Origin of the sequence: Qingrenia yutianensis (assembly GCF_014385105.1) — a bacterium.
GTDB classification, from domain to species: Bacteria; Bacillota; Clostridia; order UMGS1810; family UMGS1810; genus Qingrenia; species Qingrenia yutianensis.
Window position 1 is genome coordinate 18,435 of record NZ_JACRTE010000011.1, and the last position, 13,174, is coordinate 31,608.

The following is a 13,174-nucleotide window of genomic DNA, read 5'->3' on the forward strand; positions in this document are numbered from 1 at the left end:
CAACCGTTAAATCTTCTTTTTATAGCCGCAATCGCAATACGAGCCGCCGGACGCAATGGTATATCGGCGCACAAAATTCGTGGCTCCGCCTGCCTCGCTCATCGTATAATCCAAGCGGCACATTGCAGGCGTCAAATCGAACAGTCCAAGCTCTTTCATCAGCACGCAAATTCCGCACTTTGTAAATCGCCCCTCATAGCCGCTGCCGTCCGAATATTCATAAAAATCCATATTCCACGAGTACGGGTTGCGGTCGGCAGCTTTTAATTCGGCAGTTTTTTTCATTTCTGCAATGTCTTTGGCGGTGAATTTTTTCTTTCCGCTTTGGCGGCAGAGCCACCTCATAAACCTTGTCATCATCGCTTTTGAATAGTATTCGGTAAGTTCGTCAACGCTCGGTCTTTTGGGCATAGAGAGTACAAAAGCACCCAGCATTGCACAGCCGACAATGTTTGTTTTAAACTGATCTCCCTTTTCAAATTCGGGCAGATTACGGATAATGCTTTTGTATCTGCTTTTTGCGTTTTTCGATATTTGTTTGGCTGTGATTTTATTATATCCGAATTCGGAAACAAGATTTTTTCTGAACGATTTTTCAAACAGCACCCACATTCCAAGCGGTATTCCTATATATTTCATTTTGCACCTCCGAAATCAAGACGCACAATCTGCATTTTCATAATATTATCGCCTACGCTTGCTAAAAACTTAAAAAATCTGCCGACAGGCGCATTTTTAAGGTCGCCGTAACCGAGCATATACCCTCTGCTTGAAATGCTCATATCTCTGATCCATAAGGAAAGCTCTTTCTTTGCGTCCGAAACGGAAAAGTAAGCGCCGACGTCTTTTATCTTTGATTCCTTAAGCCAGGTCTTTCCAATCATCTTTACAGCAGTTTTCCCGGCGGCGTCAAACACCATTCTGCCGCCGCCAAACACATTCGACATAGCCTGAACAAGCTTTTTAACCTGTTCGGTGCGAAAGTAGTAAAACACACCTGCCGCAAAAAGCACAATACCGTCCGATGCGTCGATTTTTTCAAGCCAACTTAAATCATTCAAGTCGGTAGCAATGTTTATTTCACGCTCGCCGGCAGGAAGTAGTTGGTTTCGCACAGCTATAACATCGGGAAAATCAAGGTTGTAGATTTTGCATTTTCCGTTATCGCAAAGGCGTCCTGTGTTATCAAGTCCACAGCCTAAGTTTACAACCGCCGCGTTCGGGTGCGTACTCAAATAATCCCGAACCTCCCACGCAAGGTCGTTTTGACGCATCGCAACCTCCAAAAATCCAAATCTTTGCATAAGGCTCTTTGATTTTTCCGCAACATCCGAAAAGTCATAATCAATTTTATCAATCAGTTCGGACGCTGTTTCATCATAATACAATGTGGGATACAGTTCGGAACACATTTTCCGTGCATAAAGCGGAATAATAAGCGTTTCCTGTACAGTGTTCTTTTCAATTTTATATTTCATAGTAACGCTCCTTTTTTTATCAACACCGCCACCGCACAAGGAATCCGTCCTTCACATAAAGTATAGCTTGCTTCTGCATATCCCGCAGCAGCAAAAAAATCTCTGTATGTCTCCGGAGTGAATTTTCTCTTAAAGTCAGCTCCGGCTTTTTCGATTGCCTTTGAAGCACCATTGATCTTGCCGTTTTCAGTACGGTTCATATATGTCGGAATAATGATTTTTCCGCCCGGGCGGCATACCCGTTCAAGCTCGTGCAGAGCCTTGTACGGTTCGTCCAGCAAGTGAATCACATTTGCAGCAACTACTGCATCAAAACTATGATCGGGATAATCAAGGTGCATGATGTCTGCTTTTTCAAAATGTACGTTGGCATATTTACGGCACTTTTTCTTTGCTCGCTCCAACATTTTTTCGGAAAAATCCGTTGCAACAAGGCTTTTGCACCGCTGTGCTGTTTCTTTTGTGAGTAATCCGGTGCCGCAGGCACATTCCAAAACCTCATATTCGGGCAGAATCAGATTTTTCACCACAGAGCAAAGCTCCTCATTTGTTTTTCGGTTGATAACATTTGCAAAAACGTCATATACACACGCAACATTATCCCAAAACATAGCTTACCTCCGTTATTTCAGTCCTCTTATTTCCCTGCTGCCTTTAAAAATCCGTTTTTTGCATTTTCCTCCGTATCATCAGACTCATCATAGGCATCGTACGGTGCCGACGGATCATGAACTTTCTTTTTAAACGGTGAACACAGCTTTTCCTTATGTGCAAATGCAAATTCAAAGTTGTCGGTAAAACCTGTATGTCCCGTAATAAACAGCGGCTTGACACACATTTTCTTCATTTTTTGCTCAAGAATCCCGAGCGATCTCACCGCCAGCTTATTGCTTTCCGCAAGCGCTGAAATAAAGCTGTAACCGCCGTCTGAACCAAACCAAATCGTATCTCCGGTAAACAGATACTTATCATCAATCAAATATACCATATGTCCCCATGTATGACCCGGAACAAGAAATGCGTGGATTTTAATATCGCCTATTTTAAAGGTTTCGCCGTCCTTTAACAGTTGCTTTTTGTTATTTATCGTCACCTGCGGCAACTTATATAGGCGGTGCATAACCCTTCGGCGAACCTCGCCCGTAAGATAACGATTTTCGATTTCTCCGATATAAAGTTTTGCCTTTTTGAACAATCCCAAGCCGTCTGCCTCAACCGCCCCAACGTGGTCGGTGTCCTGATGCGTTATAAGAATATGCCGTATTGATTTTGCGTCAATCCCAAGCCAGCCCATTTTCTCCGCAAGCCTGTCATAGTTGTAGCCTGCGTCAATCATAATTGTTGTTTCACCCTTGCGATAGAAAAATATATTTGCAACCCACTCTCTTACGCAAGCGACATTTTCGTCAATCCACCCGGTGTTAAGCGGCTTAAATATTTCTTTTCCGCGGTAAATCCGGCTCATTGCCACACGCTGAAATTCCGTTGCTTTTTTTGACATAATATCCCTCACTTTTCCGCCGTAACGCACAGCCAATTATTCTTTTTCCGAATCTGAATATTGCGAAACGTTGCCTGTCCGAGATATATTTTCAATTCTGTATCTTTATATATGGTCATTCCCTCAATGATTTTTGTCCATTTCTCATCTTTAGCCTCATCACCGCTAACCTCATTACATATTAGAAATGTTCCGCCGGGTTTCAGTACCCGATAGATCTCACAAAAGCATTTCGGCAAATCCTGCCAAAAATAGATGGTTTCAAAAGCCGTAACAGCATCGAAACAAGTCGCCGAATACGGCATATTCATCACATTACCTTTCATAACTGTGCAGCGTCCTTCTGCAACAGCCTCATTATTGACTTTTTTGGATTTTTCCACACTGACAATAGAATAGTCAATACCATTTACAATGCTATGCGGATATTTCTTAAGAAGCTTTTTGATGTTCGCTCCACCGCCGCAGCCACAGTCCAATATCTTGGCATTTGACGAAACTTTCAAAAATTGAAGTCCCCAATGTGCCACAGGTTTGTGCCCTATATTCATCATTGCGGTCATAACTTTCCCGCCGAATCCCACAGGTTTACGAGTGTTTTCAAAAAATGACATTATCTCACCGTCCAATTCTGTCCTTGAAGCTGTAAATCAGCCATTCTCTTAAATATTCCGTTTTTATTTAAAAGTTTCTCCGGTGTGCCTTGCTCGGCAACAACACCGTCCGATAATACAACTATTTTATCGGCTCCGGCAACTGTTCTCATTCTGTGCGCAATGACAAGAACCGTTTTATTCCTGATAAGTCTTGAAAGAGCCGTCTGTATAGCGGTTTCGTTTTCTACGTCAAGACTTGCCGTTGCCTCGTCCAAAAGTATAATCGGTGCGTCTTTCAAAAATGCTCTGGCGATTGAAATCCGCTGTCTTTCGCCGCCCGACAATTCGCAGCCGTTTTCGCCGATATCAGTATTCCATTTATCGGGGAGCTTTTCGGCAAATTCATCACAATTCGCAAGGTGTGCCGCCGCCAAAACCTCCTCATCGGTTGCGCCTTTTCTGCCGAGTCGGATATTTTCCATAATGGTGTTATTAAAAAGCGTTACATCTTGAAAAACGATAGAATAAAGCGTCATCAGCTTTTCGGGATCGATTTTTGAAATATCCATACCGCCGACAGTAATTTTGCCCTTTTGGTTATCCCAAAATCTGACCGCAAGCCGTGATACTGTTGTCTTTCCGCCGCCGGACGGACCGACAAGCGCCGTAACCTCGCCCTGTTTTGCGGTGAACGACACATCACTAAGCACCGTTTCGCCGCTCTTATAGGCAAAGCCCACATGGTCGAATGTAATGTCGCACCCTTTGTTTGTGAGAGTGTCGCCGCCCTGCTGAATTTCGTGGTCTAAGATTTCGTTCATTCGTGCAACATTTGTCCGCATTGCAATCACCGCCGCAAGGTTTTGAAGTGATGCCTGCATAGGGTCATAAAGACGGGAGGCAACGAGCAAAAACATAAACAGCGTTAAAACATCTATTTTTCCGCTGACAAGCCGTGACGCACCGACAAGTGCAACGGTTGCGATGCCGAATTTTAACACCATTCCGGCAGAGGTTACGAAAACGGCAGTGGTTATTTCCGTTTTGAAAGCGCCTTTTTCAACGGAACGGATTTTACTTTTTAAACCTTTAAGATAACTGCTTTCCGCATTGTTTGCTTTGAGGTCACGCAATGTTTCTATGTATTCCTGTATTCCGTCAGCACAAGCCATTTTGACCGACATATTCCTTTGCTGTGCTCTGTCCTGAACCTTGTAACTCAGCACGATAATCAGCACCGACACGGGAATTACCCACAGTGCCGCAAGTGCCATTGCCTTGTCAAACGCAAACAAACCGAGTGCAATGACTATCGTGGAAATCACCGAGCCGAACAGCGCCGGTATGTAGTGCGAGCAGTCTTTTTCTAAAACTTCGCAGTCCGCCATAATCGTACTTGTGAGGTCGGCAAGGTCTTTTTTGCCGAAAAACGAAAGAGGTAGCTTTCTGAGCCTTTCGGCTAAGCTTAATCTACGTTTTCCGCTTTCCTCGTATGTCGTAAAAAATGTATTGTTATACTGAAACCAAGTTGTAATTAATATAAGCGCAAAGCATATAACGCAGCCGACTGTGTAAAAAACTGCTTTTCCGCCCATATCGCCGCCGAGTAAATCCTTGACCAAATAATATAAAAATCCTGTCGGCAGCATAAATGCCATATTCTGAAAGGCGCAGGCGATAATGCCTTTTATTAACCCTACCGCACCGTCTTTTGACGATGCCGTGGCTTTTTGTATAAGCTTAATCATTTCTCGATTCCTCCGTTTCGTTTGATACTTTCCAGCTAACGGATGATTGATAGTCATTTTGCATTTTATAGAACATACCTTTCTTTTCTATGAGTTCCGCTCTGTTTCCGTATTCCGCAATCTTTCCGTCCGAAATTACATAAATGCAATCCGCATTCCGAACGGTTGAAAGCCTGTGTGCAATCATAATAACCGTTTTACCCTCGGAAAGCTTTGCAAAAGCCGTCTGCACCTTTACCTCATTATCGGGATCCGCAAAGGCGGTCGCCTCGTCCAAAATTATAATCGGAGCGTTTTTCAGCACTGCACGGGCAATGGCAATTCTCTGCATTTCACCGCCGGAAAGATAAACTCCCCGACTTCCGATAACTGTATTGACGCCATCGGGGAATTTTTCGATAATATCCATACACTGCGCAGCCCTAAGCGCATTTAAAACTTCTTCATCCGTGGCATTGGATTTGCCCATTTTAACATTATCGAGAATGGACGCTTTGATGAGCTTGCTGTTTTGGAACACAAATGAAACCGTGTTCATAAGTTCGTCCTTGGGAATATCACGAACATCAACACCGCCTATTTTGATACTTCCCGAATTTACATCAAAAAATCTTGAAATAAGGCTTGCAAGCGTTGATTTTCCGCCGCCGGACGGACCGACAAAAGCAACTGTTTGTCCGCCCTTTATTTTCAGTGATATACCTGAAACAACTTCTTTTTTGCCGTCATAGCTGAAATGAACATTTTCCAGCTCAACAGACGCATCTTTCGGATTTTGCGGATTGTTTCCGACGCTCATAGGCTCGGCATTAAGCACACTGTCAATTCTTTCGATAGCGTCGCCGATAACCATACCCTCCTCGCTCATATACATAATTTTTGTGAGCGTGACCGATATAACAGGCGTTATGATTATGTAGAACAAGAGGTTTACGAAAAATTCGCTTGTAACAGTGCCGTTTGTAAACCAAAACGCACCGAGTATTAAAAACGCAAACACACCGTTTATTGCCGCAGTGTAGAGCATCATCGGCAGCCGCATATCCTTTGTGTAGGCAAGAACCCACTTCTTGTATTCGTCAATCGTAGCTTTGAATTTTTTGAAAGAAAATACCGACTGTCCGAATGTTTTCACAACAGGAATACCTCGCACATATTCAACCGCCTCATTAGACATTGCCGCAAGCGCATTGCCGTACTGCCTCATTTTTTCTTCCATTCGTTTTCCCGTCATTGCGGACATAACCGCAAACCCAACGGCAACAGGCACAAGGCTCAAAAGTCCGAGCCGCCAATCGAAAACCAAAAGCAGTGCAAGCAGTCCGACAGGTGTCGCCATTGCCGCATATTTATCCGGCAGCTGATGTGCAAGATAGGTTTCGGTCGCCGCAGTGGAGTCGTTTATGATTTTGCGCAGCTTTCCGCTGCCGAAGCTGTCGGTAAAGCCGATAGGCAGTTTTGCGATATGCTCGGTTATGTCAATACGCATATTTGCCGCAATGCGAAATGCCGCAAGGTGCGAGCAGAGCAGTGCGCCGATATAGATTAAATACGATATAATCGCATAAGCCATTGCCATTATGCCGTAATGCGTAAGATTTTGCGCACTGCCGAAATTCGGCGAGGCTTTCAATACCTCGTTGATAATTTTCCAAATGTACCAAAAGGGCACAAGTGCAGTCAGTGCGCTTACGGCAGATAAAATCCACGAAACATAAGTAAAATACTTGTGTCCGCCGGCATAAGATAAAAGCCGTGATAAATTTGATTGTTTTTTCAAAACAATTCCTCCTTGCATTGATTTGTTTTACGTTGCCTTATAGTTAGTTTAACCTAACATATATTCAAAAAATATAGGGATTAAAATCCCATAATTTTTTTCCAGCCGGCAGTATAGAACGCTTTGAGCTCCTCAAGATATTCTGCCGCATTCTCATGCGGAATATCGTGAATAATCACTTCAAAAAATGCCGAAAACAATCCGCTTGCCAATATATGTTCAAGCGTTTTGTCAACATTGTATTTCGGATAGCCGAGTTGTTCCATTGTTTTTGCAAACTTATGCGTGGCATCGACCTCAATTTCCGCCATATCGTGAATTATATTTTCATATTTTGTGCCGTCGGAGGAGCAGAGAATAAGCTTGAATTCATCTTTATTGGCATAGCAATAATCCATCATTTTTATCATTCCCTCGCCGGAAAGCTCGCCCATTTGCTTCGCCTGTTCCTGCGGCGAGAGCTTTGTAAAAGCGCTTTGCGTTTCGCAAAACATACCCATAAGCGTGTCGTATTGCTCGCCGACAAGTGCGTCAAACAATTCCTCTTTGCTCTTAAAATAGCCGTAAAATGCGCCTGTTGTCACACCTGCATTTTTTACAATTCTACGCAGTGATGCCGATCGAAAGCCTTTTTCGGAAAATTCGGCTTTTGCGGCCGAAAGAATATCATCAAGCGTATTATTTTCGTTTTTATTCATTTTCAACCCTCCGCAAAATAAAATATAACACTGTTACATTTATTATAACAGTGTTATATCGTTTTGTCAATAGTTTTATTAAATTTTAATTTTATTTTTCCGAATAATTTGAAAGTCTTGCCATAATCGAAGCAAGCTGCGCACGGGTTAAATTTCCGTTTGGCTCGATAAGTCCGCTGTCGTGTCCTTTTATCAGTCCCATTTCATAGCAGATTGCCATATCTTCTTTTGCGTAATCCGAAATTTGCTCATAATCGCTATGTTCTTTTATTTTCTCGCTGCCGGTCGGTAAGGGGATCTCTTTGTAATTCAGATACCGTACAATCATTGCCGAAATCTGTTCACGGGTAACTGCACTTTCGGGGGCAAATTCTGTTTCGGAAATACCTTTTACAACACCGTTTTCCGCACCCCATGAAACATAGTTTGCATAGTATTTTTCTGTCGTCACATCGGTAAATTCCGTATTGGAAGCCACAATTTCATCTTTTGAAAATCTTCCGAGTACGGTAACCGCCATTGCTCTTGTAACAGTTCCGTCGGGATCGAAAATCGTATCCGATATGCCTGTGAACAAGCCATTCTTTACGCCGCTGTAAATATCGTTTTCCGCCCAATGACCGTTAATATCGGTAAATTTCCGATCCGAATAAGTTTGTGAAGTGTCCGGTAACGTGACGTCCGGTTTTCTTACGCTGCCGCCGCTTGAAGAACCACCGCTACTGCCGCCGGATGTTCCTTGTCGGGTTATCGAAACGGTAAACGGGTTTGATGAGGTGTCGCCGCTTGTCTTGTTGGTTTCGTCAACGGTGACAATTTTTGAATCAACCAAAGCAATCGTTCTCGTTCCGCTGCCGCTGTAGGTATAGTTTAATGTTGCTATTTTCTTTTTTTCGGCGCTGTATTTGTTGGTGTTTGAAAAAAATCCGAAATACAGGCATCCGTCTTTTATAGTCTGTACCTTTGACTCATTCTGCAATTCATCCGATAAAATAAGTGATGTAAATTCCACATCGCTTTGTGACGGTTTGATCCCAAATTCCGCCCCTGCATAGGCACTGTCAGTTTCCAAATAAATATCAAACGAAATTTCTCTGTCGTTTTTACCAAGTGTAATGCTTGCACTTGAGGGCGTGATTTGTGCCGCATAGGCAGCAACAGACGAAATACTCAAACAAACGATCACAGCAGCCGAAAACAGCTTTTTTGTTATTCTGTTCATAATATCCTCCTACTTAAATGACAGGGCTGTAGTAGAATACAGCCCTGTATCATGCGTCATTATTTTGTAAAGTTCAGCCAAATTGCCATATAATCCTCGATGTCGATTCTGCCGTCATCGTTGAAATCGCATTTTGATGCATCATTCCAGTTTGAACTGTTCTTATCTGCACGATAGTAAAGCTGTGCTTTGGTAATATCCAAAAGATCAACCGTTCCGTCTTGATTGACGTCATAGGAAAGTGCATCCGTAAAGGTTGCCTCGGATGGGTCGATTCCGTTCACTTTGCCGTATTTTACGGTTTTATCGGCGTCCCAACCCGATACCTTGACATCGGTGATTTTCAGCGTTGCATTTTCGGCGTTGACCGTGATTTTTGCAATATCTGCGGACTGAGCCGACGAAAACAGTTCGCCGTTTGCATTGAGATAACCCAAAATCACTTTGCCGCCCTCTGTGCCGCCGATGACGGTAAATCCGTTACTTCCGCTGACTGTTACATCATTGGTTGATGTTTCAAAAGTAATTTGAATATTTGCAATCCTTGACGATTCGGAAAGTGCAAGCGTAAAATACGATTTTCCTTTTTCGGAAACCGCTTTATCCGCTTTAAGCGATACTTTGGTTTCGATTTTTTCCTCTGCCGGTTTAGGTATTTCGGAATCCGTAACGGAAATTGTGCAAGCAGCATTTACGCCGTTCACTGCCGTTGCCGTAATTATTGCACTGCCTGCCGAAACGGCGGTTACAACGCCCTTGCTGTCAACGGTCGCAACCGTGTTGTCTGAGCTTTCCCAACGAATTGATTTATTCGTTGCCGTTTGCGGCAGTACTGTTGCCGATAATTGTAGTTTGTCGCCTTTTTTCATAGCTGCAGACGTTTTGTTCAGCGTTACTTTCGTTACTTCGTGATCTTCACCGCCGGATATTGAAGAATCAATTACTGCAAAATATCCCAAACTGCCCGTCTGTACGGTAAAGGTCTTGCTTACTTGCGATGATGAAATTTCCACCGCCTCACCGTTTTCATAACAATACAGCTTTGCATTTTTGGAGTAACCGTCCGGGAGCCCGATGCTTACAGTATAGGTATCGTTTTCGGTATCCGTGCTTACGGATACTTCATATACTTTCAAAATTCCGTTTTCCGATTTTGCCTGAAATGCGTCATATTCGTCGCCCGAATTTATCTCGTTCACAACAAGCTGCGAATTGATCGAAAACTTTCCCTCAACCCTGACTTTTTTGTCGAGATTGATTAGGTAAAAGCTTCCGAAATCAACACCGTCAAGATTGGATACACTATCAAGAATTTCGTATTGATAGCCCCAGTCGGCAACATTATTTACCGCCCAACGCTCTCCGTTCGAGCCTTTTTCCACATATACAACAAGACTTTTCGGGCTGTCGGGGAACATATCATAGGCTCCGAGCGTATCATCATTCGGAAATCCCGTAACACTTGCCGGAATTACCACTCTTTGCAGATTGGTGCAGCCCTCAAACGCTGCCAGTGTAATGTTTACAAGACCGTCCGGAAGAATTAAATTTGTAAGCGATTTGCAATCGGCAAATGCGTACATTTCAATGTTGGTTGCCGCTTGCGGAAACTCGATTGACGAAAGACTTGTGCAGCCTTTGAAAATGCTGTGCGGTATGCTTGTCAGATTTTTCGGCAACTGAATATGCGTAAGCTTTGCGCAATCTTCAAAAGCCCCGGAACCAAGCGACTCCACCGTATCGGGTACTGTTACATCGGTTAATCCCGAATGCTCAAAAGCGTTGCCGCCGATGATTTTTACGGTTTCGGAAATCTCTATATCCGTCAGCTTTTCGGCATTTTTGAATGACCCTGCCCAAATGCGGTTGACTGTTCTTCCTCGAACACTTTCCGGGATACTGTATGATCCCTCTCTGCCGCTCGGATAAGCCGTCAATGTCAGATTCGGATCGTCATACTGCGGCTCACCCTCATTGACCCACGGTCCGAACATAACGCCGTTGTCGTCCGTGAAATAATATGGATTTTGCGGATGTACCGTTATTTTTTCCATACTATCGCAGCCTTTGAATACATTTGCCGTTACATAACTTGCCACAGCGGGAATTTCACATTCGGTAAGTTTCGGACAATTTGCAAATGCATCCAGTCGGATAATAAGATCCGCTCCGTCTGTGGGATCTTCAAATATGACCCGTTCCAGCTCGGTGCAGCCGTCAAATGCGTGGTAGCCGATTACCTGTACGCTGCCGGGAATCGTTACGCTTGTGATATTATCGTTATTCAAAAACGCCTCTCCCGCAATGATGGTGACGGTATCGGGAATTTTTATATCTCCGCCGTCTCCGAAATAACCGAGGAGCTGACCGTCTTTAATATTTGCGCCGATCAGTCCGTCATTGCCGGCGGATACGCTGACGGTAAATCCCATCAGCATAGCCACAATCACTACAAGAGAAGATAATCTGTTAAAAATTTTGTTCTTCATATATGCTCCTTTTTAGAAATCGCTTAAATGATTGAATATGTCTATGTAGTCTTGAATGTCAACCTTGTTATCGCCGTTTACATCCATTGCTTTTGCTTTTGCCCAAGTTTCGTCCGACGACGCTGCCTGATAGTATCTTTGCGCCTCGGTAATATCAATAATGTCGACCGTACCGTCACTATTTACATCATAACTCGGAACAAATACACTTGCCGATGATGTGCCGATTGTGACTGTACCGTTCATTGCCGACTCATCTTCACCGACAACGCCTGCCGCTTTCGCATCGGTTATTTGTGCAGTGATATTTCCCTCTGCATCGGCTTTTAAGGGAACGGCAATTTCTGCAAGCTTTGTTTTTTCTGATGAAGAAAATCCCGAAACATTTCCGGTAATTCCGACATATGCCTTTAAGATAAGTTTTCCGTTTTCTTCTGTCCAGTTTGATGTTCTGCTTGTGAATTTGTCGTTTGCAACCGTAACCGTACCCTCACTAACCTGTGCCGCATCGAATGACACCTTTAAAAGAACCGTATTGACATTTTCGGCGTTATCAAGATAAATGCCGTAAACCGCTTTTCCGTCCTTTATCTCCGGCTCTGCCGAAACAGAAAGGCTTGCCGAAACCGTCTTGACTTCGGGAGTTTGCCCCGCAACGGTGATGGTTGTGTTTTCGGGTGTATAATATTTTGTATATGCGGATGTGGATTCAAAAGCTTTTGCCACTTCTTCATTTTTCACAATGACCTTGCTGCCGGGGTTCATCTCGGTGCAAATTTCCGAGCCGATTGACGGAGCCGTTTCATGCTCAAGGACGATTTCCTCAATGGCTTTCATTCCGTTAAATGTGTAGCCGCCCAAGCTTGTAATGCTTGCCGGAACGGTAACTTTTTTCAAAACAGGGTTGTTTCTGAAAAGGTGCATTGCAGTGGAAGTTACGGCTTTTCCGTTCACTTCTGTCGGAATGGTGTATTCCGTTTCCGTTTTTCCGCCGGGATATACAACCATTACCGCCTCATCACTGCTGACATTATAAAGTACATTATCAACAGCAGCAAACTTTTGCGCACCGTCTTTCATTGTGATTGAGGTCAATGCGTCGCAGCCGTACAGAAAATTGTATCTTGTCGAGCTGAGTCTTGCCGGAAGCTCAATGGAGGTGAGTGCGGTACAATTTGCAAATGCACCTAAATTGATTGTAAGCGACGCTGCCGTATCATTGTCAAAATTTACGGTATTAAGCATTGTGCAGCCGGAAAATGCGCTTGATGAAATCATATCCACCGATCCGGGGATTTCAACGCTTTGCAGTCCCGTACAATCCTTGAACGCACTGAGTCCTATTTCCGTATATCCGTCCGGAATCGTGACGCCGGTAATACTTTCGTTTCCCTCAAATGCATTGCCGACTGAGGTTATCTGATATTCCGTTCCGTTGATTTCTGCGGTTGTCGGCAAAGTGATTTCGCCGCCTTTGCCGTTATATGCCGAAATGCTTACCACATACGGCGAGGAGTAGCCGGATTTTGAGCGGTCAACCGTAAAATCTCCGACCGTTGTGGTGGCAGCATTGGCGCTGACCGCGCCGATTCCCATCAGCATCACTGCCGAACACATCGTTATCATTGTTTTTTTGAATAAATTTTTCATCGCATAATCTCC

11 protein-coding genes are annotated in these 13,174 nt (G+C 43.9%); all 11 read right to left on the bottom strand.

Going from position 1 to position 13,174, the window contains the following annotated elements; genetic code table 11:
* Nucleotides 1-6: 6 nt before the first annotated feature.
* Complete coding sequence (locus H8706_RS08755) at nucleotides 7-639, bottom strand: L-2-amino-thiazoline-4-carboxylic acid hydrolase (protein WP_262432319.1); 633 nt, start codon at nucleotides 637-639, stop codon at nucleotides 7-9.
* Nucleotides 636-1,478 carry a class I SAM-dependent methyltransferase gene (locus tag H8706_RS08760; RefSeq protein ID WP_262432320.1) on the bottom strand — a complete coding sequence of 281 codons (843 nt, stop codon included), beginning with the start codon at nucleotides 1,476-1,478 and terminating at the stop codon, nucleotides 636-638. Before H8706_RS08760 ends, H8706_RS08755 begins: the two co-directional genes overlap by 4 nt.
* Nucleotides 1,475-2,089 (bottom strand): class I SAM-dependent methyltransferase, encoded by a 615-nt coding sequence (locus H8706_RS08765; RefSeq protein ID WP_262432321.1) that lies wholly within the window; start codon nucleotides 2,087-2,089, stop codon nucleotides 1,475-1,477. The genes H8706_RS08760 and H8706_RS08765 overlap by 4 nt, the downstream gene beginning before the upstream one ends.
* Before the next feature lie 26 nt (nucleotides 2,090-2,115).
* The gene (locus H8706_RS08770; protein ID WP_262432322.1) at nucleotides 2,116-2,979 is read right to left on the bottom strand and encodes an MBL fold metallo-hydrolase; all 864 of its coding nucleotides are present in this window, start codon (nucleotides 2,977-2,979) and stop codon (nucleotides 2,116-2,118) included.
* 8 nt (nucleotides 2,980-2,987) lie between these two features.
* Complete coding sequence (locus H8706_RS08775) at nucleotides 2,988-3,593, bottom strand: class I SAM-dependent methyltransferase (RefSeq protein WP_262432323.1); 606 nt, start codon at nucleotides 3,591-3,593, stop codon at nucleotides 2,988-2,990.
* The gene (locus H8706_RS08780; protein WP_262432324.1) at nucleotides 3,593-5,323 is read right to left on the bottom strand and encodes an ABC transporter ATP-binding protein; all 1,731 of its coding nucleotides are present in this window, start codon (nucleotides 5,321-5,323) and stop codon (nucleotides 3,593-3,595) included. The genes H8706_RS08775 and H8706_RS08780 overlap by 1 nt, the downstream gene beginning before the upstream one ends.
* Nucleotides 5,316-7,103: an ABC transporter ATP-binding protein gene (locus H8706_RS08785; protein ID WP_262432325.1), complete on the bottom strand. Its 1,788-nt coding sequence runs from the start codon at nucleotides 7,101-7,103 to the stop codon at nucleotides 5,316-5,318. Before H8706_RS08785 ends, H8706_RS08780 begins: the two co-directional genes overlap by 8 nt.
* A gap of 80 nt (nucleotides 7,104-7,183) precedes the next feature.
* Complete coding sequence (locus tag H8706_RS08790) at nucleotides 7,184-7,801, bottom strand: TetR/AcrR family transcriptional regulator (protein ID WP_262432326.1); 618 nt, start codon at nucleotides 7,799-7,801, stop codon at nucleotides 7,184-7,186.
* Between the two features lie 91 nt (nucleotides 7,802-7,892).
* Entirely contained in the window at nucleotides 7,893-9,023 is a 1,131-nt protein-coding gene (locus H8706_RS08795; protein ID WP_262432327.1) for an S-layer homology domain-containing protein, read from the bottom strand.
* A gap of 59 nt (nucleotides 9,024-9,082) precedes the next feature.
* The gene (locus H8706_RS08800) at nucleotides 9,083-11,512 is read right to left on the bottom strand and encodes a leucine-rich repeat protein (RefSeq protein ID WP_262432328.1); all 2,430 of its coding nucleotides are present in this window, start codon (nucleotides 11,510-11,512) and stop codon (nucleotides 9,083-9,085) included.
* 12 nt (nucleotides 11,513-11,524) lie between these two features.
* On the bottom strand, nucleotides 11,525-13,162 hold the full coding sequence (locus tag H8706_RS08805) for a leucine-rich repeat protein (RefSeq protein WP_262432329.1): 1,638 nt from the start codon (nucleotides 13,160-13,162) through the stop codon (nucleotides 11,525-11,527).
* Nucleotides 13,163-13,174 lie beyond the last annotated feature (12 nt).

Bases quoted from the DNA above. Each gene is read 5' to 3' on its own strand.
- H8706_RS08755 (WP_262432319.1), bottom strand. From the start codon at position 639: ATGAAATATATAGGAATACCGCTTGGAATGTGGGTGCTGTTTGAAAAA.
- H8706_RS08760 (WP_262432320.1), bottom strand. From the start codon at position 1,478: ATGAAATATAAAATTGAAAAGAACACTGTACAGGAAACGCTTATTATT.
- H8706_RS08765 (WP_262432321.1), bottom strand. From the start codon at position 2,089: ATGTTTTGGGATAATGTTGCGTGTGTATATGACGTTTTTGCAAATGTT.
- H8706_RS08770 (WP_262432322.1), bottom strand. From the start codon at position 2,979: ATGTCAAAAAAAGCAACGGAATTTCAGCGTGTGGCAATGAGCCGGATT.
- H8706_RS08775 (WP_262432323.1), bottom strand. From the start codon at position 3,593: ATGTCATTTTTTGAAAACACTCGTAAACCTGTGGGATTCGGCGGGAAA.
- H8706_RS08780 (WP_262432324.1), bottom strand. From the start codon at position 5,323: ATGATTAAGCTTATACAAAAAGCCACGGCATCGTCAAAAGACGGTGCG.
- H8706_RS08790 (WP_262432326.1), bottom strand. From the start codon at position 7,801: ATGAATAAAAACGAAAATAATACGCTTGATGATATTCTTTCGGCCGCA.
- H8706_RS08795 (WP_262432327.1), bottom strand. From the start codon at position 9,023: ATGAACAGAATAACAAAAAAGCTGTTTTCGGCTGCTGTGATCGTTTGT.
- H8706_RS08800 (WP_262432328.1), bottom strand. From the start codon at position 11,512: ATGAAGAACAAAATTTTTAACAGATTATCTTCTCTTGTAGTGATTGTG.
- H8706_RS08805 (WP_262432329.1), bottom strand. From the start codon at position 13,162: ATGAAAAATTTATTCAAAAAAACAATGATAACGATGTGTTCGGCAGTG.